General features: G+C 38.5%; 19 protein-coding genes. 8 read left to right on the forward strand and 11 right to left on the reverse strand.

What is annotated here, in order from left to right:
* A complete protein-coding gene (gene hetF, locus FFR48_RS01260) occupies positions 1-2,481 on the reverse strand; it encodes a cell division protein HetF (RefSeq protein ID WP_137666089.1) in 2,481 nt (826 codons plus the stop codon).
* Positions 2,482-4,078: 1,597 nt separating this feature from the next.
* Between hetF and FFR48_RS01265 the strand changes: the two genes are divergently transcribed.
* Positions 4,079-4,402: a thioredoxin domain-containing protein gene (locus tag FFR48_RS01265; RefSeq protein WP_096571840.1), complete on the forward strand. Its 324-nt coding sequence runs from the start codon at positions 4,079-4,081 to the stop codon at positions 4,400-4,402.
* Here FFR48_RS01265 and FFR48_RS01270 read toward each other — a convergent pair.
* Both FFR48_RS01270 and FFR48_RS01275 read right to left on the reverse strand, forming a co-directional pair.
* Positions 4,389-4,619 (reverse strand): hypothetical protein, encoded by a 231-nt coding sequence (locus FFR48_RS01270; RefSeq protein WP_137666090.1) that lies wholly within the window; start codon positions 4,617-4,619, stop codon positions 4,389-4,391. The two genes, FFR48_RS01265 and FFR48_RS01270, sit on opposite strands and share 14 nt — an antisense overlap.
* A 138-nt stretch (positions 4,620-4,757) precedes the next feature.
* Positions 4,758-6,608, reverse strand: a complete 1,851-nt coding sequence (locus tag FFR48_RS01275) for a S8 family peptidase (protein ID WP_137666091.1) — start codon at positions 6,606-6,608, stop codon at positions 4,758-4,760.
* Positions 6,609-6,731: 123 nt separating this feature from the next.
* Between FFR48_RS01275 and FFR48_RS01280 the strand changes: the two genes are divergently transcribed.
* The 3 genes from FFR48_RS01280 to FFR48_RS01290 all read left to right on the forward strand — a co-directional run bounded on the left by FFR48_RS01280 (position 6,732) and on the right by FFR48_RS01290 (position 8,977).
* Positions 6,732-7,163, forward strand: a complete 432-nt coding sequence (locus FFR48_RS01280) for a hypothetical protein (RefSeq protein ID WP_096571837.1) — start codon at positions 6,732-6,734, stop codon at positions 7,161-7,163.
* Between the two features lie 135 nt (positions 7,164-7,298).
* Positions 7,299-8,132, forward strand: a complete 834-nt coding sequence (gene thiD / locus FFR48_RS01285) for a bifunctional hydroxymethylpyrimidine kinase/phosphomethylpyrimidine kinase (protein ID WP_096571836.1) — start codon at positions 7,299-7,301, stop codon at positions 8,130-8,132.
* An 89-nt stretch (positions 8,133-8,221) separates the two neighbouring features.
* The gene (locus tag FFR48_RS01290) at positions 8,222-8,977 is read left to right on the forward strand and encodes an FtsB/FtsL family cell division protein (protein WP_137666092.1); all 756 of its coding nucleotides are present in this window, start codon (positions 8,222-8,224) and stop codon (positions 8,975-8,977) included.
* Positions 8,978-9,006: 29 nt separating this feature from the next.
* Here the strand turns inward: FFR48_RS01290 and FFR48_RS01295 are convergent, their stop codons facing one another.
* The 3 genes from FFR48_RS01295 to FFR48_RS01305 all read right to left on the reverse strand — a co-directional run bounded on the left by FFR48_RS01295 (position 9,007) and on the right by FFR48_RS01305 (position 10,658).
* Positions 9,007-9,810: a type 1 glutamine amidotransferase gene (locus FFR48_RS01295; protein WP_137666093.1), complete on the reverse strand. Its 804-nt coding sequence runs from the start codon at positions 9,808-9,810 to the stop codon at positions 9,007-9,009.
* 156 nt (positions 9,811-9,966) lie between these two features.
* On the reverse strand, positions 9,967-10,395 hold the full coding sequence (locus FFR48_RS01300; RefSeq protein ID WP_137666094.1) for a putative toxin-antitoxin system toxin component, PIN family: 429 nt from the start codon (positions 10,393-10,395) through the stop codon (positions 9,967-9,969).
* Positions 10,392-10,658 (reverse strand): AbrB/MazE/SpoVT family DNA-binding domain-containing protein, encoded by a 267-nt coding sequence (locus tag FFR48_RS01305; protein ID WP_096571832.1) that lies wholly within the window; start codon positions 10,656-10,658, stop codon positions 10,392-10,394. Before FFR48_RS01305 ends, FFR48_RS01300 begins: the two co-directional genes overlap by 4 nt.
* Before the next feature lie 406 nt (positions 10,659-11,064).
* Between FFR48_RS01305 and FFR48_RS01310 the strand changes: the two genes are divergently transcribed.
* Entirely contained in the window at positions 11,065-11,844 is a 780-nt protein-coding gene (locus tag FFR48_RS01310) for a hypothetical protein (RefSeq protein WP_137666095.1), read from the forward strand.
* Positions 11,845-11,934: 90 nt separating this feature from the next.
* On the opposite strand, the gene FFR48_RS01315 is transcribed toward FFR48_RS01310, so the two are convergent.
* Positions 11,935-13,272 (reverse strand): Mur ligase family protein, encoded by a 1,338-nt coding sequence (locus FFR48_RS01315; protein WP_137666096.1) that lies wholly within the window; start codon positions 13,270-13,272, stop codon positions 11,935-11,937.
* 306 nt (positions 13,273-13,578) lie between these two features.
* On the opposite strand from FFR48_RS01315, the gene FFR48_RS01320 reads away from it, so the two are divergent.
* Together FFR48_RS01320 and FFR48_RS01325 are read left to right on the forward strand one after the other, a co-directional pair.
* The gene (locus FFR48_RS01320; protein ID WP_096571829.1) at positions 13,579-14,169 is read left to right on the forward strand and encodes a thylakoid membrane photosystem I accumulation factor; all 591 of its coding nucleotides are present in this window, start codon (positions 13,579-13,581) and stop codon (positions 14,167-14,169) included.
* 223 nt (positions 14,170-14,392) lie between these two features.
* On the forward strand, positions 14,393-15,001 hold the full coding sequence (locus tag FFR48_RS01325) for a hypothetical protein (protein ID WP_137666097.1): 609 nt from the start codon (positions 14,393-14,395) through the stop codon (positions 14,999-15,001).
* Between the two features lie 58 nt (positions 15,002-15,059).
* On the opposite strand, the gene FFR48_RS01330 is transcribed toward FFR48_RS01325, so the two are convergent.
* Together FFR48_RS01330 and FFR48_RS01335 are read right to left on the reverse strand one after the other, a co-directional pair.
* Complete coding sequence (locus FFR48_RS01330) at positions 15,060-15,902, reverse strand: lysophospholipid acyltransferase family protein (protein ID WP_096571827.1); 843 nt, start codon at positions 15,900-15,902, stop codon at positions 15,060-15,062.
* A gap of 91 nt (positions 15,903-15,993) precedes the next feature.
* A complete protein-coding gene (locus FFR48_RS01335; protein ID WP_137666098.1) occupies positions 15,994-17,433 on the reverse strand; it encodes a carotenoid oxygenase family protein in 1,440 nt (479 codons plus the stop codon).
* Positions 17,434-17,774: 341 nt separating this feature from the next.
* On the opposite strand from FFR48_RS01335, the gene FFR48_RS01340 reads away from it, so the two are divergent.
* Positions 17,775-19,115, forward strand: coding sequence for an alkaline phosphatase (locus FFR48_RS01340; RefSeq protein ID WP_096571825.1), 1,341 nt, complete (start codon positions 17,775-17,777; stop codon positions 19,113-19,115).
* Between the two features lie 97 nt (positions 19,116-19,212).
* Here FFR48_RS01340 and FFR48_RS01345 read toward each other — a convergent pair whose 3' ends face one another.
* Both FFR48_RS01345 and FFR48_RS01350 read right to left on the reverse strand, forming a co-directional pair.
* Entirely contained in the window at positions 19,213-19,890 is a 678-nt protein-coding gene (locus tag FFR48_RS01345) for an Eco29kI family restriction endonuclease (RefSeq protein WP_236103965.1), read from the reverse strand.
* Positions 19,874-21,082 (reverse strand): DNA cytosine methyltransferase, encoded by a 1,209-nt coding sequence (locus FFR48_RS01350; RefSeq protein WP_137666099.1) that lies wholly within the window; start codon positions 21,080-21,082, stop codon positions 19,874-19,876. The genes FFR48_RS01345 and FFR48_RS01350 overlap by 17 nt, the downstream gene beginning before the upstream one ends.
* Positions 21,083-21,132: the final 50 nt, after the last annotated feature.

Consider the following 21,132-nt stretch of genomic DNA (forward strand, 5'->3'; position numbering starts at 1 on the left):
TCACCTCTTTTCTTGTTCCTGAAGAAGCGATCGCCAATCTGCGATCGCCTGATCTGTCCACAGCCAATTTTGCGCTAATTTATCCACTGTAAACTTAACAGGTTCATTCTGAATTACCATTTGACGCAGTTTAATTGCTTCTTTAATATATTGTCCTTGTTTATCAGCAGATTGATTATTTGCAGATTTATATAAACCCAAAGCTAATCCTGCATAAGCTGTTAAAGCCTCTGAAGGCATGATAGTATTAGCGTCTGGAGTTGCAATCAAGGTTGTATTCTGATCTTTAAGTGCTAAATTCACAGACTTAAACCACGCATCATTAGCCCGATTCAAATTTCCCTCTGCATAGTAAGCAAATCCCAAAGCATTGTTATACAGAACCGAATCAGGGCGATCCCGCACAGCAATTTCCCAATAACGACGGGCATCATCAATACTGTATTTTGTATTTCTCGTTTGGGCAAATTGCCAAGCCAATCGTCCACGGAAAAAATTCACAGACGGATCTTCGCTTTGTTTAGCAGGAATCAGTGCTAAAGCCGTATCTGCTGATTCTAAAGCCCCACGATGGAGTAATTCTGCCACAGCGTCTAGCCCAGCCTGTAAATTACCTTGGCTCAGTTCTGCTGTAGCTTTAGCAGTAACAATACCTGTTGATGATTTTTTTAAATCAAAGGGTGTTGTTTTTGGCTCAGGAACAGTCGGAGTAGGAATAACTGGAATTTTAGGAACTACAGACTGGCGCTGATTCCACCACCAACTTAAACCAATGATCACAGCCAAAGCACTTGCGCCCAAAATGCCTAAAATTGGCCATGGCCGACGGCGACGTGGTTGCCGAAAAGATGGTAAAGGTATCTGTTGATAATTTACCTGATTACCTTCAACATTATTGGGCGCATTATTGGGCGTTGTTGGAGTTGGTTTATCTCCCCAAAAATCAAATTCCTCTTCCTCTTTTGCAGGTTGCTGTTCATGAAGATGATTTTCGGAGACTGGTGTCTCTAGTTCCGCCTTCATGGGCGTTTCGTCAGTTGGCGCTTGTTGATTCCCCAACTGGCGAAATAAATCCGCAACAATCGTTGAATCCTCATCATAACCGGGGTGATCATAATCTATTTCATCCATGAGATCCCCCCAAGTATCATCCTCCAGCCAATCTAACTCAGAAGGCTCTCTTGCCAACTCAGAGGACATCATCTCTTCCAGAGTTAAAGGTATTTCCAAATCATCTATCGCCGCCGCATACATGGCATTAGTAGATGCTCCCACAGGAGGCTGATAGTCGTTGAGGAACTCCGAACTAGCAGATAAACCTAGTTGAGGTCTCAGAAAACCCTCAAATTCCCGATGCAAATACAACATCGGTAATACCCAGTACATCTGGTGAGAACCATAGGCAGAAATTAAGCCCTGACGCACCCGACTCACACACAGATCCAAAGGATAGCCTTGGCTTAAGTTGCGGTAAAACAACTGTGTCAGCGTCAGCGCCACTTCATCGGGAATCCGTTCTGACATTGCCAAAACGCTACTAATCCCTCTTTTCACCAAACTTTCCGTTAAGTTACGTTCTCCTGTATCCCCAGAACCATCAGACTTTGCTCTATATGCTCCCAAACAAGAGTTAAACACTGCCATTTGGATATTATTATTCACCAGCAACCCGGCTAAATCATCACCACTGAGAGTTTCTGTTAACCCAGTTCTGCGACTAACTAAATATATTTCCCCCCCATTAGCACCCACATTACTATGACCAGAGTAGTGAAGAACATGATATCTTCCCTGTTCTAAAGCTTGGGTTAACTCTTCTCTTCCTGGTTGATCCAAGACAGTCAATTCAATTTCTGGCAGATAAATACCATTTTCCACAGAGCGGGGGACTTGGCGATGCATTTCTTCTTGTAGTTTGATTGCTTCTTGTTTGAGCAAATCCAGACGGACTTGATCTGTAGGAGAAGAAATCACCATTAACACTCTTATTCCGCTTTCGTCCTGTGGTGTGGGTAGGTTGCGTGTTGGTAATCTTGATGTGGAAGGAATTCCACTTTGATAACGGGAAAAAGCGATATAAGGACCGGTGGCTAAGGGGCGATCGCCTGCGTGCATCACTTCCCACGGCAACCGCGCTAACCGAGTATCTTTTAATCCCAAACGCAAGCGCAGTACCTGTTGTTGGTTCTGGGCAATGCCTTGGGCAGTAATCCAACTATCTCTGAGAGTGCCTTGAAACAGTGCATTATATAATTGTTGACCCAGTGCCACCAAGTTTACAGAGTTTCTGGCTATAGCATCCCCCTGTAGCACTGACTGTAAAGGGTCATTCATTAAATGTCCTGCGGCCGCTAACCACTCAGCCACAGGCCAACTCACCAGTTCTTCTGCCAATGGCACCCCAGGTGCGACTTGTTCCGTCCGCACCAAGTAGTCATTTTGCCCTACTGGAGTCACGGAAATGTGAAATTCCTGGGTCACAACTTCTCCTGTTTGCCTCCTAAAATCCGGTTTTCACCGTAAAAGTTTCTAGTGTTTTCTCTCTAACTGATACTTTAGAAGCATCTTGCCGAGCAATGTTTCTGTTTTCGGGTTGTTTCGCCTTAAAGTGCTGGTACAACTTTATCCGGATTGGATTACTTCCAACTAGAACACTTTATTGGTAGATGCACCTTGATCTTCAACTCCCCTGGTAGGTTAACACCTACTGGGGGTTTTCTTTTCAATTTTGGCAAAAAAAGCAATGTTTGACCCAAGAATTTCTGCTCAACTGTATAGAAAATCAAATCCTGATAACTAACTCCCCTACCCAGCTACTAGCCTTATGGATTTTTTCGGTAAGTGACAAGCACCTACATTTGTTGAAATTTATCCGGAGCATAGTGCATTAAATGAGAACGTTTAGATGGTAGATGCACCCTGATAATTAATCTCCCCTATTTGGTTCACACCAATGGGGGTTTTTTATTTGGTTGACAAGGATCAATCATGTAAATACAACCCAATTTTCCGGAAATAATATTAAAACCAATGAACATTTAACCAGTAGATGCACCCTGATAACTAATCTCCCCTGGTTGGCTAACACCGCTAGGGGTTTTTTATTTAATTACCAAATATCAATCATGAAAAACCAACCAAATTTTCCGGAGTCTGACATGAAAACCAAGAAGATACAAATTAGTAGATGCACCCTGATAACTAATTTCCCCTGGTTGGCTAACATCAATTGGGGGTTTTTTATTGGTTTCAGAACCCATCAAACCAGAATTTATAAACAATAAATAATAATGATGCACTTCAATTGTTCCGGAGGATGGTGTGAAAACCAAGAAGAACCAAATTAGTAGATGCACCCTGATAACTAATCTCCCCTAGTTGGCTAACACCACTGGGGGTTTTTTATTCAAAAATAAAAACAAACTTCCAGGAACAAATTTATCCGGACGATGGTTCTGTACCTGGGAACATTAAATTGGTAGATGCACCCTGATAACTAATCTCCCCTAGTTGGTTAACACCGATTGGGGGTTTTTTGTAGACAAAAGCGAGTTGTCCGCCACAAGTGCTTTTCTCTTCTTTTGTCTACTCAGTGTTGGCTTCCAGTTTACTCCTGTTTGCTGCCAAATGCCAAGCCTAATTTTGTAATTCCTGTGATTTTATTTTCAGCTTCAGCCCAAGTTCAGAATGATTATAGCGATATATAATAGGAATCTTAATAATTTTTATATAATTCATGCCTGTGTGATTTTCTAGATATCTGTTAACATTTTATGACATAAGAGGAATCCGGTTTGATTGCCAACATGATCGGTAGAGGCAGTGAACAGCGAACAGGGAACAGGGAAAAGGGAACAGTTGTAATGATTTTCTTCAAACATCAAATGGGACAAGTTTTGCCCAAAATAACCAAGCTTTACGAAAAACCTGATTCATACTGTATTCTAAAATCTCATTAAGTTGTACTTGTAGCAAGATTCAGTAAGGGCAAACCCCCTGTGGTTGCCCTCTTTCATGATAAATTGATGTCCTAACCACTCTGTCCACGGCTATAACATTAAGAAAATCCCAGAGACCAATGAGTTTAGCAGTGATTAAGTTCTCTTCTGAAGATTGCGGCATCTGCCACAAAATGTCTTTTTATGACAAAAAGGTGTCAGAGGAACTAGGTTTGCAATTTATTGATGTGAAAATGCAGGATACGGCAACTTATCGTAAATATCGGAAAATTCTGCTCACCCAGTATCCTGATAAATCGGAGATGGGATGGCCTACCTATATTATATGCAATTCTCCCGAAGGTGAATTTCAAATAGTTGGTGAAGTCAAAGGTGGACATCCCAAAGGCGAGTTTAGAAGTCGTCTTCAGGCGGTTTTGGACACAGCAGCTAGTCAGAATTAATTATTTCAAAAGATTCTACCTGTAAAACAGGACCAATCATAGCGGTGGTCATGATGTCATCGCGTATTTTTCCTGTAATTGAAACTTTTTGACCTGACTTGAGCAAATTTTTGTCAGCACTTTTAGGAATTTCGTAAGTAACACCATCATCTGTAACAAAAGCCCAAGCGCCGAGACCAATATTTCGGCGTTCTATTTTGCCTGTAATTGTGATCATAGGAGTTCAGGAAACCAAGGAGTCAGGAGATCAAGGAGTCAGGAGATCAAGGAGTCAGGAGATCAAGGAGTCAGGAGTCAGAAATCATAGAAAGTTTTTCTTCACTGTCACCTGTCACCTGTCACCTGTCACCTCTTCCTAAGCTGGTTGTTCGTCGTTTTTCAATGCTAAACGGGCTAGTCCGTAGCACAGTAGGGCATTGACAAGTAAGAAAATGCGGGCTAATGTACCATCTCCTAGACCCCAAACTGCGGGGTCATAAATGGCACTGACTATTAAACAGGCTGCTACACCAAGGCTAGAACCTATGGCAAACCATTTCCAGTTGGGATGTCCTAATAGCAATGCTATTAAAAGCATGGGAATTAATACACTGGCAAAGAGGGGATTTAAAGCACCTGTTCCTTGTATACTGTTGCCTAGTTCGGGAATAGAACTACCTAAAACCCGGAATGGCCACTGGGGAAGGTCAAAGATATAAATTCCTCTGAGGAAGAATAAACCAGAACTACCAAATATTAAACCACTGGATAAGGACCAACTCCAGGAGAAGGGGAAGTAAACCCGTAAAAACCAAGCGAGGAGATAAGAACCTACTACCATTAAAATTTTCGGTAGTAGGGCAACAACGCCACCATCTATCCAAAAGCCGGGGTTGATGTAGCCGTTATCCCTTAACCACCGGAAAAAGTCGTTAAAGCTAATTTGTCCTTCACTAGCAAGTTTAACTGCGGCTTCGGCGTTAAGTTGTCCAGCGCCATAATAGTTTAATGCGTCCTCTGGTATGACTCTAGCTGACTGTTTGAGGACTTTTAAAATTTCCTCTGGGTCTGTAACTCCGGCTGCTTTGACTAATGCTGCTACCCCTGCGACGTGGGGGGCGGCCATACTTGTACCTTGCAGTCCTAAAAATACGCCTTCGCCGTTTTCGTTGATGGTTTCTTGGAGTATTGCACCTGCATCACTGCCACCAGGGGCGGAAATGTCTACTCCTGCACCAAAGTTAGAATAGTCTGCTTTTTCCCCGTCGGGTCCAAAGGCGGAAACACCAATGACGTGAGGATAACGGGCGGGATAACTAGAACCGTCGGTGCTTTCGTTACCTGCGGCGGCAACGATGACCACACCTTTTCTGTAGGCGTATTCAATGGCTTCTTTCATTAACTGGCTTTCGCCACCACCACCTAAGCTCATGTTAATGACATCTGCGCCGTTGTTGGCGGCAAATTTGATGGCTTCGGCAATGTCGGCTACTGTTCCACCACCATCAGCACCTAATACTTTTAAGGGCATGAGACTTGCTTCGTAGGCAACTCCAGCTACACCATATTTATTGTTGGTGGCTTGGGCGACTGTACCAGCTACATGAGTTCCATGTCCGTTGTCGTCTTGGGCGGTTTCGGTGTCGTTTACAAAGTCGTAACCTTTGACTATTTTGGTTTCATACAAGTCCCGGACTTTGGTGATACCTGTGTCAATGACTGCAACTGTTACACCGCTGCCTTTGGTGCGTGTCCATGCACCTTCTACGCCAATTTTGTGCAAATTCCATTGTTTGCTGTAATATTGGTCGTTGGGACCTGTTAAGGAGGTGCTTGGTTCTTCATCGCCATCTTGAGGACGGAGAAAGTCTCCTAACCAGGCTGTTTCACCAATGGGAACTGCTTGATAAATATAGTTAGGCTCGATAAATTCTGTGTTTTGGGCATAAGCTGATTTTCTCAGGTCTTTTAACCGTTGGCGATCGCCTTTGATAATATACACATTATCAGCCTCTGAAAATTGGTTATCCAGTAGGGGTGTAACGTTATATTGTTGAGCGATCGCTTGTAAGTCTTGCTTTATGACTGTTGCTGGTAAATCTTCCCGAAAATCCAGTAATATTGTCTCAAATTCACCTTTGGTTGCCAATCCCTGAAAATTCAGGTATCCGAATACGGCAGCAACCAAGCCGATGACAAACAAGCACAATAATATAAGTCTTCTCATATCAACTCATCGCTTTTTGTCAGTTTGCACACTACGATAACTCATATAGTGGTATTTTTGGGACAGTGGAGACTAGAAAAAATCTAGAAAAAATTACGAATTACTAATTACCAATTACGAATTATGGAACGTGGTCTTTTATGGTTGCCTTTGTTAGGCGCATTTTTCTGGTTAGCCTGGCAAGGTTCCCAGGAATATCAGAAACTAGAAGCTTATAAAATTTGGGCAGAACAGTTTGAACGGGCTAAGTATGATATTTATGCTGTACTCGCTCAAAAAGGTAATGATATCACTTGGGGAAAACCTACTACTAAAGGACCTATTCAACTGCAAACTTTTAGTTTATTAGATGTTGAAAAAATCAGCTTGTTGGTAAATGATAAACAAGTGGAAATGGAAAATCCTCCCTTAAAAGGTCGTGTGATTGAGTTAGAATTTGTATTTTCTGAATCTGCTAAATCAGTACGAGTTCCCTTTACAGAAATTCCTTTAGCAGCAGAATGGGCTAAATTTTTGCAGGGATTTCTGGGAAATTTACATTCTGCAAATGAGTAAATTTTTATATTGTTAATAGACTTGTCCGAAAAAGATGTAGGGACAATTCATGAATTGTCCCTACCAAGGGTTTCAGGTTATGCTTATGTAATTTACGGAGATGTCTAATGTTGTTAAAATTGAGAGTTAATGTTAATGACTACCAATAAAAAAACAAATCAAAAATTTATACCTGTAGCTTTAACTATAGCTGGTTCGGATAGTGGTGGTGGTGCGGGTATTCAAACAGATTTAAGAACTTTTGCTTTTCACTGTGTTCACGGTACAAGTGCTATTACTTGTATTACAGCCCAAAATACTCTAGATGTGATCCGGGTTGATGCCATGCCTTCAGAGGCTGTTATAGCACAAATTCGGGCGGTAGTTGAAGATATTGGTGTGCAAGCTGCAAAAACAGGAATGTTGCTAAATCAAGAAATTATTTCAACTGTAGCGCAGGAAGTCAGAACTTTACAAATTAATAATTTGGTGGTAGATCCTGTGATGGTATCACGGACAGGAGCGCAGTTGATTGATGATGATGCGGTGAAAACTTTACGTGATGAATTGATTCCCCAAGCGGCTATTATTACACCAAATCGTTATGAAGCGCAGATTTTAAGCGGGTTGGAAATTGTTTCTTTGGAGGATATGCAAACTGCTGCCGAAATTATACATAAAAATTTAGGTACAAAAGCGGTTTTAGTCAAGGGTGGGGGAATGTCTGGAGAGTTGAGAGGGGTGGATGTTTGGTTTGATGGGGAAAGGTTGGAAGTTTTGAGGACGAAACAGGTAGAAACGAAAAATACTCATGGTACTGGTTGTACTTTATCTGCTGCGATTACTGCTAATTTAGCTTTGGGTAAAGATTTATGGAATGCAGTACAAGAAGCTAAGGAATATGTGACAACTGCACTTACTTATTCTTTGGATATTGGGAAGGGAAGTGGACCTGTGGGACATTTTTTCCCGTTGTTGGAAAAACGTTAAAAATTGGTTGAAACTTCCTCTCCGGGATAACTTTACTCTGATAGTATATTTTGTGAATCTAAAAACCTAATTTTTATACCAATATGCAGATGAGAGCAACTACCCCTAATGTTCATACTAAACCACCGACTCCCAGATATTCCCCGTCTGTACCTGTTTCGGTATACCGGGAATTAGTTGCAGAGTTACAAGCAGTACAAGCTAAGTTAGATGTAGTCACTAACCACAATCAAAAATTATCTCAGGAAAATCAGCAACTACGTCAAGAAATTAACAAACTTGTTCAGTCTTGTTTAGAACTGCAAAAGTTAATTGACTCTTCTGCACCAAGTTCTCATGCACCAAGTTCTCAAACTCAACCTAGTACGCCAATTTCTCACTCTACTCCTCAAAATCATGCTTATGTAAACAATACACAAAATAATACACAAAATAATACACAAAATAATAGACCAAATAATCAAGCTGCACCTAGACCTAATGTAACTGTAATAAATACGCCTAAAGCTCAAGATAAAGTTCGTAAAAATACTGAAGGTAAAGTTCCTAAAAAGAAGACAGTAAAAACAGCACCTCCCCCACGTCAACCAACTTCCAAACCACCAAAAAAAGTCCGTCGTGAAGTTATTTCTGTACCTGTGATGGATATGAATTTTCCGGTATCAGAACCAATGTATATAGAAGAACAAGAAGTACATTATTATTTACCCCTAGAGTCTGAGTCTAGGGGGTTGAATGGTTGGTGGTTGTTTTTTACTATTGTGTTTATTATGATTGGTGGGTTTAGTGCGGGTTATTTGATTGTGCGTCCTTTGTTACAAAACCAAACCCAAAACAACCGTTAGTAGTCTTTAATCATTAGTCATTAATGATATTAAACTTTAAGTTTAGCAACAGTTGGTAAATTTACTTTCAACCGATTAAACATTGCTTCTCTACCTTGCATTGCTAAGGTATCATTTAAAGGTGTCAGTGTAATTTCTTGTTGATATTTCAACTTTAACGCTGTTTGAATTAACCAATCTGCAACAAAAGGATTTTTTGGTAATAAAGGACCATGTGAATAGGTAGCGATCGCATTTTTATAAAATGCTCCTTCTGTACCATCTTCTCCATTATTACCTAAACCATAAACTACTTTTCCTAAAGCTTCTACTTTCCCTAATTTTGTTCTTCCTCCGTGGTTTTCAAACCCGACTAAATAAGGTTTTGTCCCTATCATTGCTTCTAGTTCTTGCGCGAGTCGGGAAGCGGTAACTTCTATAACTAAGTTACCTATACAACGTTTAGTATTTTCTCCTGGATGAATGGAAACTAAGTCTAATATTCCTAAACCTTCTATTCTTTGTCCAAAACCAGGTTCGTAATAATGTCCTAAAAGTTGGGGAGAACCACAGGTGAAAACTCCTGGTGTACCGTTTTCAATTTTATCTCGCATTGCGTCAGCTTTTGCACCTTGTAAGTCACGCATGACTATTTCTTGCTGACGATCTTGCGCTCCTCCACCAACAATTATATCTACTGATTTTATATCATCTGCGGTGGCATTTTGATCTAATGGTAATACTTTAACATCATATCCCCGCCATTGAGCGCGTTTTTCTATGGTGATGACGTTTCCTCTGTCTCCGTAGGTACTCATTAATTTGGGATATAACCAACCAATTATTATTTCCATCGTTTTACAGTTATGTTTATTTTGCGTTTTATGTTAACTCATTTTTGGGAGTTTTCAATATTTTTTAGATAATTTGTTTGGTGTTTATAGGGTATGATAGGAACGAACCGATCCAGACGCAGAGGAGGCAGAGGAATTAAGTTTGATTTTTCTTATTCATGAAGATGTGAAATAAGTATTTAGAAAATCCGCAGGTGTCATAATTAATATTTCTGCAAATTTATTCAATACTAATAAGTCTTGATCACCTGTAATTAAAACTTCAGCTTGAGCAGATACAGCAGCAGCTAAGATATGATAGTCTTTCATATCTCTTAGTTGGGATATATCTATATCTAGGGAAATATTAGGACACGTTTGTAAAACCTCTGTAGTAGCATCTAATATATCTTCTACAGTTAATCCCAGTGATTTTATTTTGGCTTGAAATTTAGTCCGTTTTAAAGTAGTTTCTAATTCTTGAAACAAGTCTGGAGACGCAAAAATTGAAATTTGATTATTTTGTGCTAAAATAAGAGTTTTGCGAGGTGTTCCTCCCCATAATAAAGCTGATATCAAAACATTAACATCTACGACGACTTTCATTTTTTACCCCACAGTTCTTTTCTCACCTCTTTAACTATTTCACTAATTTCTTCTAAGGTTGGTTGTTCTGGATCAGGTTCAGATTCATCAACTATTTGAAATAACTCATCTAGTGTTAGCTTTTTCTGGGTTTTTATCAACTTAATTTCATTTTCTGTGACAGAAATTTCATATTCTGAATTAGGTTGCAACTGCTGTAAGATTTCTGGGGGAATTTCTAGTTTTCCTTCTGAGGTGACTTTTGCAATAAGTTTAGTAGTCATTATTTACTCCTTTGCTTTTATTTTGTTTAGCTTCTATTTTGATTAATAATATTATTGTTCTAGACTTGAAAAATTATAACATAAATATTGCATGATTGGGTAAAAATTCATATTCAGTGGTTAATTTAATTTACAATATGACCTTTTTTATTGTTTTACACCCTGTCATAATTAGTATTTGGGTGAATTTAGTATTTTACGTAACAGTTTTTTTGAGCATTTTGTCACCATAATCACAAATCATCTTGGTAAGTATTCAGGAATAGAGTGATAAGATCCCCGATTTCTTTTATAATCTTGTCAATAAATTGTGAATTGATCGCAGTAGTCGGGGATCTGGATATCAACAGTTACTATAGCTGAATACTTACTTATCTTGTTAATTCTCCTCAAAGGTAAATCATCCATGAAACTAATTGAAACTCCCAATTTAACTGTAATTGCTGGTGAAAATGCGGTTTCTGTTTCTCAACTACCTCCTATTTGGCAAAATATCGCTGCTAGAAAAGCAAATATAGGTTTTAAAAATCCAGATGTTTATGTAAAAATGGCGCAGTTATTTCAATATAAACTAGAACAAGGAGATGTTGATTTATTTCATGAACGTCCAGAATTAGCTAGTTTTAAATCTGCGTTTTCTCAATTGTTTGGAAAGTTAGCTTATGAAACTTTGGAATTTTACGGAAATGATTTTTTAAAGGATCAATATCCAGATTTTCAACAAATTCTCAAAAATGTAAAATCGAAAGGTTTAGAATACAGCAATGAAGTGAAGGTTGCTTTAATTGGAATTGACCTTTTTAATGAGTTTGGATATGATTTACCTGCGAGTTTTTATCATGTGCATTTAGCACCAATTTACCGAGATTATGTATTTGAAGAACGCGCTTTAAGATTTGACAAACGAGATATTGAACATAAACGTTCTTGGGATGCAATTTTACATTCAGGTAAAGTTTTTGCAGTGCAAATGAAGGTACAAAGTATTGCTTCAAAATACGGTTTTACCTATCATCACGGTTGCGGTTGTAATTCTCATTTATCTTCTATTGATATTTCTGAGGGAGAGTTTAATTATGAATTATCTCCTGAAAAATATCAACGTTGGATTAGAAGTTTTATTTGGAATGCTTGGTATGAATATGCTTTCTTTCAAATTGTGCCAAATACCAGTTATTTAGTGTAAATTTATTTAGATCCCCGACTTTATTCAATAAGTTGGGGATCTATTGTATTTGATGTAAACCTTCAATTGTCAATTGTCAATTATCAATTGTTAAAGTATTTTCCTCCCAGTCAAAACTTCCCGCACTTCTAACATTGCTGAATAGGTAGGAAGAATGTGCAAAGTTTCATTTTTCGGTGTATGTTCTAAAGCAATGGTGATAGCTTTCTTTAAATCTGATTCAACAATTAAGTTAATTTTACTGTCAATAGATTTCTCGCTATAACGTAATCGTAACGCCATATCATACACGCGATCGCCACTCACTATCAATGTTCCACCTCTTTCTACTAATTTTTCTGTATCCACATCCCAGATCCAAGATACATCTGTTCCGTCAGGTGTGCGATCGTTCAAAACCATTAATGTAGTTTTATCTGTACTTTGAGTAACTACCCTAATAGTTTCATTTGTTCCTACAGGGTTTTTAGATAACAAAATCCTCACTTTTTTACCATCTATTACCAAATCTTCTGCACGTCCAAAAGCTGCTTGAAAATTATTAATTGCTTCTCTAATTTTGGTTTCCTCAACTCCTAATTCTTTTGCAGCAGTAGCAGCAGCTAAAGTATTATATTTATTGTATAAACCTACGAGAATTTGTGACCATTCACTACTTTCTAAACTGGGTTGACTCTTACTAAACCCACAACTAGGACAGGTGAAATCTCCTAAATGGGATAAATAAACCCCTTGATAATCTAAGGAATGTCCACATCTGGGACAATAAATAGAATCTACTGCATGAGGAATTGATTCTAAATAATTCTCTGGTTCATTTAATCCAAAAAATAGCACTTTTTGATTTAACTGTTGACCCAAATAAGATAAAGTTGGATCATCAGCATTGGGAATAACTACAGTTTCTTCTGGTAAGGTTGAAATTACCTGTGTCCATTTTTTACTGATAATGTCCACTTCTCCATATCTATCAAGTTGATCCCGGAATAAATTTAAACAGATAATAATTTTTGGTTGTAAAGGTTTTAAAACCTTGGGAACGATATTTTCATCAACTTCTAAAATTGCATAGTCAACATTTAAAGCACCTAATAAACTGGAATTTTCTATTAAAGCAGTCGCTAAACCATTCTCTAAATTTGCACCCGTAGAATTATGGGCAATTTTGTAACCTGTGCGTTCTAAAATTGTGCATAATAACAGGGCGGTTGTGGTTTTTCCGTTTGTACCTGCAATTAAAATTACACCGTTTTTAACTTGTTGACTCAATAATTGTAAAAGTCTGGGTTCGATGCGTCGCGCAATAGAACCTGGTAATACACTAGCAGCACCAAGACGTAAAGAACGTACTAAAAATGTCACACTTTTAGCAATGGATACTGCTAAACCCAGTTTGACTCTATCTATAAGTTGTATTTTCTTTCCCACAGCAGTTGTTAAGTAATGTCTTTATTTACAAAATTAATTTTGTCAGTTTAGCTAATATTGGTAAAAAATACCAGTCATTTATAGCTATCAGTAGTTAGTTAGCAGTATTCAGCTTTATAACAAACCGCAAAGTACGCAAAGAACGCAAAGTTAAGAGGGTTTAAGAGTGATTTTTTTGTGTAGTTTAGAATTTTCAATTGTTGCTAAAGTTAATACTACTAAAAGTTATGGTGAAAAAATAGCACTCAGATGTAATTATATATCTAGGATAAATCTAGGCAAAAGTGTTAAGTAAGGTTTTTGTTGATGAGTAGCATAAATTGGCTTTTTTTACAAACTAACATAACTGCTAACTGGCGACGGTTGCTGTCAAAATGCCTATTATTGCTGCTTTGCCTATTTATTGTAGGTATACAACCAGCTTTTGCAGGTATGAAGGATGACAGATACGAAGGTAATATTTTCGTGGTTTTTGCGGGGAATGGTTCTCTTGTTCCTTCCAAACTAACCTTAGGACAGACTTTAGCAGAACATAAACCCGCAATGCTGGCTTTTTATGTGGATGATAGCAGCGATTGTAAACAGTATGCGGTGTATATTTCCCAGACTCAAGCATTTTATGGACGTGCTGCGGAAATTATTCCTGTAAGTGTTGATACTATTCCTGTGAAAGACAGTTATGAACCCACAGAACCAGGATATTATTATTCTGGTGTTGTACCGCAGGTTGTTCTTTTTGATCAGTCGGGAAAAGTTGTTTTGAATAAAAAAGGTCAAGTACCTTTTGAAGAAATAGATGATAAATTTAGGGAGGTATTTAATTTGTTACCTCGTGATCAGTCTATTGAGTTCAAACAGCGTTCATTTAATGAGTATAGCAGTGAGTTGAGCCAGTAAACTCTAGACATTTTGTAATTGTACCACGGTCTGAGAATTAATTCTCAGGCTAATATCAAAAGTTGTCTCAAGACTACTCTGTAAAAATTTCGATATACTTGTTTTATATTCAGATTTGGATTTTTAGTTGGTTCTGATACTGCATTTTTATTTTTACCAAGACATAATAGTTAAATTACTAATGACTAATAATTAATGACCAATAACTAATAACCAATAACTAATGAACAAAGTTTATACTACGCTGGAACTCATTCAAATTTTAGCAGCAGAACGGCAAGCTTGCTTGAAAGGAGAACGCCTAAAGTTGGATGTGACGGTTTCAGGTAATCCAGTTATAGACCAGTTTATCCCAACGGAAGGGCTACAAAAATTCACTGCCTATCAAGATTTTAAAGCTTCTATTCATGAATATCAACGCGAAAATCAAGTTTCTGGAATTGTTTGGAAAGATTTGACTGTGAAGGGTAAAACTTTCCATTATCCAGAGGTTGACGCGCAGTTAATAGCGTTAAATACTGATTTGGAAATATTGAAAGCTGCGAAAAATTCTATGTTGGAATTTTGGGATCAAGTTACAACAGATATGGATTTATATTTAAGTTTGAGTAATGGTAGACAACACGAAAAAATTAATACTTTAGATGTAGAAAGAATAGCCCAAAGGACAGAATGGGCAAGTTTTTTAAAGTGGGAAAATGCGAATTTTTTGGAATTAATTTTACAGATGGGTTGGGGAAAACCAGAAGAAGCAGCCTATAAAAGAGGTAGACCACATTCTGGTAGTGAGTTTATTCATGCTGTTAACCCTGGAAATTATCCTATAGGGTAACTGGTAACTGGTGACTGGTGACTGGGGAAGAAATATTTATCTTCTGACTCCTGACTCCTTATTTATTTGCTTCTTTGATTAAATTATCTAGTTCTTCCTGCATTTTGCTTCTGACTAATTCATAGCATTCATTCACATATTTGCGATCGCTTGCTGCTTCTTTTCCATAGCGTTCAAAGACAATAGGTGGACAAACTCTGGTATGAATACGCGCTGGCAAAGGAATATTCGGCAATGGTCCTACTGCTAAACCCCAAGGTAAACCTAAATAAACAGGAAATACCAACGGATCAACATCAAACAACCAAGGCATTCCCCATTGATGGAATTGCTGCATAATTTTATACAAATCAGCCAAAACTATCAGGGTATCATGCGCCCCCCAGGAAATAGCGGGAACAATAGGCACATTTTCCCGCAGTGCTAACTTAATAAAACCGCGACGTTCTGCAAAATAGATTTTATCCCGCATTTGATGGGGTCGAAACACATCTTCCGCACCACCAGGATAAACTAACACACTCGCACCAGCCTTAAAAGCAGCATAAGCCATTTTTGGATGTGCCATAATAGCACCACCTTTCATCGCCATTTCCGCTGCTGGGGGAAAAACTTCCCAAACTTTGGGGTGCATCAAACCGTAAATAGGTCTTTGTGTACCAAAGCGACGTAACCAGTCGTACAGCATCATGGATGTATCCGGGGATGCCAAACCGCCATTGTGAGAACCGACAAACAGAACTTTTCCCTCTGGAATATTTTCCCAGCCACTGGTTTGGACGCGAAAATAGTAGTTGTATAAAATGCCCAATATAGGCATGATATTTTCGATGAACTTTGGATCTCGTTCATCCAAAGACCATCCTGGTTTTGTGTTTTGGGTGTGTTGTAGTTGAAACATTGAGTTTTCAGGAGTTCAAGGAGGCAGGAGGCAGAGGGCAGGAGGCAGAAGGCAGGAGGTAAATATTTCTTCCCCAGTCACCAGTCACCAGTCACCAGTCACCAGGTTTCCAAGTACCGTGGAAACTATGGGGGATAACGCTGGGTAAACCAAGTTGACAAACAGGTTCTTCATTGAGGCGATCGCCATCAAATATCCAAACTTCGCTACTATCACTATTACCATCATAAACCACTGTCAACACCCAACTTTGCTGAGAGTTTTGAGTATCTTCAATATAAAGAGGTTCAGAAGGATAAAAATTTTCACCTAAGTTTGCTTCTGTTAAATTTCCATTTTCATGATCAAAACGAGCAATACTATTTAATATCTCACCTTCTGTATCTGTTCCTTCCCGAAAAATAGACATATAGCTATAACGAGAGAAATTACCGACATTTTTAACTGGAACATTAGGAAATTCACAAGTTCTATTTAATAAAGTTGCAATTTCTTGTACTTTGCCAGTTTGCGGATTTAGTTTTACCCGTGTCAAGGAAGTTTTAGCAAAGGTGTGAGTTTCTCCTGTCGCTACTTCTCGCAAATATTCGTTAGTTTGAAAATCATCATATTTAGCAAAATCAACAATTACAGTACCACTATCATCAACATATCCATTACTAAAATGCCACTGAAACCAAGGTTCTGTTTCTCCCCGACTGACTAAAGATAAATTTTCTCTATCAATAACTATAATCTGATTTCCCTTTTCTGGTTGCCACGTTAAAGAATCACTGTAGCTACTCACCCCAAATAAAACAGGCCAAATATTTAACCATACCGCCGGAGCAAAAAATATTAAATATTGTCCTGCTAAAACAAAATCATGGATGATCGGAAAACCTGCTAACGTAAACTTTGCTTGTTGAATAATTCTACCAGTAAAATCACTTTTATAAATATGCAATATGGCATTAAGTCCAGGAGTCATGCCAAAATTAAATATTTCTCCCGTTTGATAGTCAACTTTAGGATGAGCAGAATAAGGTTGTCCTTTAGTTAAACCACCTAAATTATTTAAACCTTTGGTTTCTAAAGTTTCTAAATCTAAAGCATAGGGGTTATCACCTTCCCAAAGTGCTAAAAGTTGCTCCGGTAATGCCAAAACCGAAGTATTTGCAGCGTTTTTCACTGGTTTTTGCCATTGATTCCAAATCGGACCAGGTGCAGTCATGCCATAATTACCATATAGGTATTTACCCGCAGTGGTTTCTTCTTGATAACCAGCAGTCTGCACATAGCGATAAATTCCCGTAGCACCTGCATCGGTAAAATGAACTGCTAAAATAGCCCCATCTCCATCAAACCAATGTCCTACGGATACACCCCCCCGTTGTAATCTTGCTGCACCATTGCGGTAAAGTGTACCACGTAACCCTTCAGGAATTTTACCCGCAATTATTGGTAATTGAGTGGGGGGAAATTCTTTTGCCGGTTGGGATATGGCTTTTGCCCAGGTTTTTTTACTTGACTTTTTTTCAATTGTCTGCATTTTAATTTTAGATAGTATGTAAGTTAAATGTCCAACAGCTTAATTACCATTTCTTAACAATTACCGATTAAAGTATGTATTGTCAAAAGACCTGTACGAGCGACGTAGGGGCGAAGCATTCGGAAAATAGCCTGGTCAGAAAATTGATAATTTGTTGCCCGAATGCTTCGCCCTTAAAGGAAAATAGCCTGGTCAGAAAATTGATAATTTGTTGCCCGAATGCTTCGCCCTTACAGGAAAATAGCCTGGTCAGAAAATTGATAATTTGTTGCCCGAATGCTTCGCCCTTAAGATTTTTGACTTCTTACGTTTGATTGTACCTATAGTTTAAATGTAAAGCAATGTTACGACGATTGAATCAAAAAGTTATTGGTTTCTTACTTTTGGCGGTGATATCTGTCCTTAGTTATACACCACATATCTTAGCCAATAATACTTCTAGCCAAGGTAATGTGATCTTTATCCATCCAGATGGTACGAGTGCAGCGCACTGGGGCGCAACTAGAATACTCTACACTGGACCAGATGGCAGATTAAATTGGGATCAAATGTCAAATTTGGCTGTTTACCTGGGACACATGAAAAATCAATTATCTGGAACTTCCAATGGTGGGGCGGTAACTCATGCTACTGGGGTAAAGGTAAATGCTGACTCTTTTGGGTTGGATGAAAACGGTAAACCAGTGGTGGCGCTTTCTGGAAAACCACAAACAATTATGGAAGAAGCCATAAAAGCGGGCAAAGGAACGGCTATTATTAATTCTGGGATGATTCATGAACCGGGAACAGGTGCATTTTTAGCAAAATCTTCCAGTCGTCGCAATTTTGCAGATATTACTAAACAAATAGTAGAATCTGGTGCAGATGTAATTTTAGGTGGTGGGGAAATGTGGTATCTTCCCAAAGGAGTAGCGGGAAGACATTCTACCGCATCCCAAAGTCAAAGAACTGATGGGTTAAATTTAGTAGAAATAGCGAAAAAGAAAGGTTACACCGTTGTTTACACTCGTGATGAATTATTGAAGTTACCAACAAATACTAAAAAGGTGTTGGGAATTTTTGCGGCTGATGATACCTACAATGATGAAACAGAAGAAAACTTGAAACAACGTAATTTACCGTTATATGTTGCTACTGCACCGACGGTAGGGGAACAGTTGGATGTAACGTTAAAGATTTTATCGCAAAAGGGTAAAAATTTCTTGATTGTTTTAGAGGAAGAAGGCAGCGATAATTTCGGTAATTATAATAATGCCATTGGTTGTCTCACTGCCTTAAAACGTGCTGATGATGCTGTTGGTGTGGCAATGAAATTTATTGAGAAAAACCCGAATACTTTATTAGTAACTGCGGCTGATAGTGATGCTGGTGGGTTAGAATTGGTGGGAGCAACAGAAAAAGATTTTCCTTTTAATAAACCATTACCAGAAAAAGGTAAAAATGGCGCACCTTGGGATGGGAAAGAAGGAACAAGTACGTTACCTTTTATTTCTGCACCTGATAAACAGGGTAGACGTTTTCCCTTTGCTATATCATGGTCTGGTTTTGGTGATAATGCTGGAGGAATAATAGCGAAAGCGCATGGTTTTAATGCTGGGCTGTTAAATGGAACGGTGGATAATACAGATATTTATCGGTTGATGTATAGAACTTTATTTGGTAAGGAATTAGGGAAAAATTAAGACCTCTTTCAAAACCTCTCTCATCGTAGGAGAGAGGCTTTAATTTTCTCACCTTCACTTGCAGGGAAGGATGTTAGGTATTTATAGGAGCAACTTTCTATCCCCTTTCACCTAAACATGGACATCCCAAGCGCAAACAAAGATTTTGACAATGTTGATTTACCTGTGGTTGTAGACTAGAAATAGTAATAGGATTAGGTGGTAAGGTTGTAGCAAAGGATCTTCCTGAGTGTATTTCATCCCAAAGCGATCGCATTTGTAAACCCCTTCCTTTACCGGGTGCATGAATGCCAAAACCAGAAATGATACTGCACCAAACAGGTTGAAAATGTCTAATCAAAACAGACTCACCCCAAGCTACTAAATCTACAGACATTGCTACTACTGTAAAATTAAAATCAGCAACATCCAAATTATTAACTTGACGAATAGAATTTCTATGTTCTCTTAAACGACCAATTAAACCACCTGTAATAGTTCCTTTTCCAGTACGCTTTCCTGGATTTTCCGCTTTGCCAATATAAATAGGTAGACAACAAGAATTTTGATTGGCGTAAGTTATGGTTGAGTAGAGGGGAAATTCTCTTCTGTAATAAAGTAAATAAACACCAACATAACCAGCTAATTCTTCTTTGAGTTCTTCCAGTTCAGTTAGTGGATAACAATGCTGTCTAGCTTGAAACTCAATTAATTGATCCCGTAGAGTTGGAGGTGCTTGAAAAACTTCTAATGGCATGAATACTTGTAAATAAACATAACTAGACAGCAGTTTCAATTTTCCATTGAGAGTCAACAGTTTGTAAATTGGTGCGGATGCTAGTAGCGATAATCTCAGCGAGTTTAACAGGTACAGCATTACCTATTTGACGCATGGACTCACCCCAAGCGCAAGGAAAGTAGTAATCATCAGGGAAAGTTTGTAATCTTGCTGCCTCACGTACTGTAACATAACGGACTTGTCCATCAGGAAAAGCAAGCATATTTTCACCACCAGGAACACCATGTACACCTGCTTTGAGGGTTTTGGCTGGTTCATCCCAAGGACTACCAGTGTGACCTGGATAACTTTTAGCACCTGGGATATAAATATGATTAGGGATTTCTACTGCTAAATTAGTATTTTCAGGTGGTGGTAAGTCGGCTATAGCATCTCGCACAGTAAGCCAAGGTGAAGTTATACTACCAAGTAAACTTGCTCCTTTCCGTTGATAGCTACTGCGTATTTTTTTGGGCATTTCTGGGCGATATAATTTAGCAATACCATGACGTTCCCAATATTCACCTGTCACCCATTTATCCCAAATTAACGCTTCTTCTGTATGAGTTGGTTCAGGAAAAGACCAGTTAATTTTTAAATCAGAACGGAAACCAACAATAAACACTCGTTCCCGTTTCTGTGGTACACCATAATCAGCCGCATTTAATAACTGCCACGTCACCTGATAACTAAGTTTATTCTTGATATTACTGCGCTGATGTTGTTGAAGTCTGAGGAAATGATCATTCCAAGATTCATCAGATTTTGGTTGCAGTTCAGGATAATTTAACTGTAAAAGAATATATTCAAAATAATTAATAAAATTACGCCGTACTAAACCACGGACATTTTCTATTAAAAAAGCTTTGGGACGTAATTCTCGCACAGCGCGGAAAAATTCAGGGAACATATCCCGTTTATCTAAATAACCATTATGGTTGCCACCAATAGAAAAAGGTTGACAAGGTGGACCACCTGCTAAAAGGTCTATTTCTCCTCTCACATTAGAGTAGTCAAAATCAGCCACATCCATTTGATGGATACACCAGTCACTCACAAGTTGCATCCCTCGTTGTTGATTTTCGCGGATGGTGTAAAAACTATGTTTATCTCGTTCCACAAGTGCTTGATGATGGAAGCCAGCGCGATCGCATCCCATCGCCAAACCTCCAGCACCTGTAAATAATTCTAGTGATTTGAATTTAGACACAGATTATACATTTGCAAAACATATTGATCATATCTCTAACTTGCTGTTGA

It is taken from the genome of Sphaerospermopsis reniformis, from assembly GCF_005402885.1.
GTDB lineage: Bacteria > Cyanobacteriota > Cyanobacteriia > Cyanobacteriales > Nostocaceae > Sphaerospermopsis > Sphaerospermopsis kisseleviana.

Bases quoted from the DNA above. Each gene is read 5' to 3' on its own strand.
- FFR48_RS01265 (WP_096571840.1), top strand. From the start codon at position 4,079: ATGAGTTTAGCAGTGATTAAGTTCTCTTCTGAAGATTGCGGCATCTGC.
- FFR48_RS01270 (WP_137666090.1), bottom strand. From the start codon at position 4,619: ATGATCACAATTACAGGCAAAATAGAACGCCGAAATATTGGTCTCGGC.
- FFR48_RS01275 (WP_137666091.1), bottom strand. From the start codon at position 6,608: ATGAGAAGACTTATATTATTGTGCTTGTTTGTCATCGGCTTGGTTGCT.
- FFR48_RS01280 (WP_096571837.1), top strand. From the start codon at position 6,732: ATGGAACGTGGTCTTTTATGGTTGCCTTTGTTAGGCGCATTTTTCTGG.
- thiD (WP_096571836.1), top strand. From the start codon at position 7,299: ATGACTACCAATAAAAAAACAAATCAAAAATTTATACCTGTAGCTTTA.
- FFR48_RS01290 (WP_137666092.1), top strand. From the start codon at position 8,222: ATGAGAGCAACTACCCCTAATGTTCATACTAAACCACCGACTCCCAGA.
- FFR48_RS01295 (WP_137666093.1), bottom strand. From the start codon at position 9,810: ATGGAAATAATAATTGGTTGGTTATATCCCAAATTAATGAGTACCTAC.
- FFR48_RS01300 (WP_137666094.1), bottom strand. From the start codon at position 10,395: ATGAAAGTCGTCGTAGATGTTAATGTTTTGATATCAGCTTTATTATGG.
- FFR48_RS01305 (WP_096571832.1), bottom strand. From the start codon at position 10,658: ATGACTACTAAACTTATTGCAAAAGTCACCTCAGAAGGAAAACTAGAA.
- FFR48_RS01310 (WP_137666095.1), top strand. From the start codon at position 11,065: ATGAAACTAATTGAAACTCCCAATTTAACTGTAATTGCTGGTGAAAAT.
- FFR48_RS01320 (WP_096571829.1), top strand. From the start codon at position 13,579: ATGAGTAGCATAAATTGGCTTTTTTTACAAACTAACATAACTGCTAAC.
- FFR48_RS01325 (WP_137666097.1), top strand. From the start codon at position 14,393: ATGAACAAAGTTTATACTACGCTGGAACTCATTCAAATTTTAGCAGCA.
- FFR48_RS01330 (WP_096571827.1), bottom strand. From the start codon at position 15,902: ATGTTTCAACTACAACACACCCAAAACACAAAACCAGGATGGTCTTTG.
- FFR48_RS01335 (WP_137666098.1), bottom strand. From the start codon at position 17,433: ATGCAGACAATTGAAAAAAAGTCAAGTAAAAAAACCTGGGCAAAAGCC.
- FFR48_RS01340 (WP_096571825.1), top strand. From the start codon at position 17,775: ATGTTACGACGATTGAATCAAAAAGTTATTGGTTTCTTACTTTTGGCG.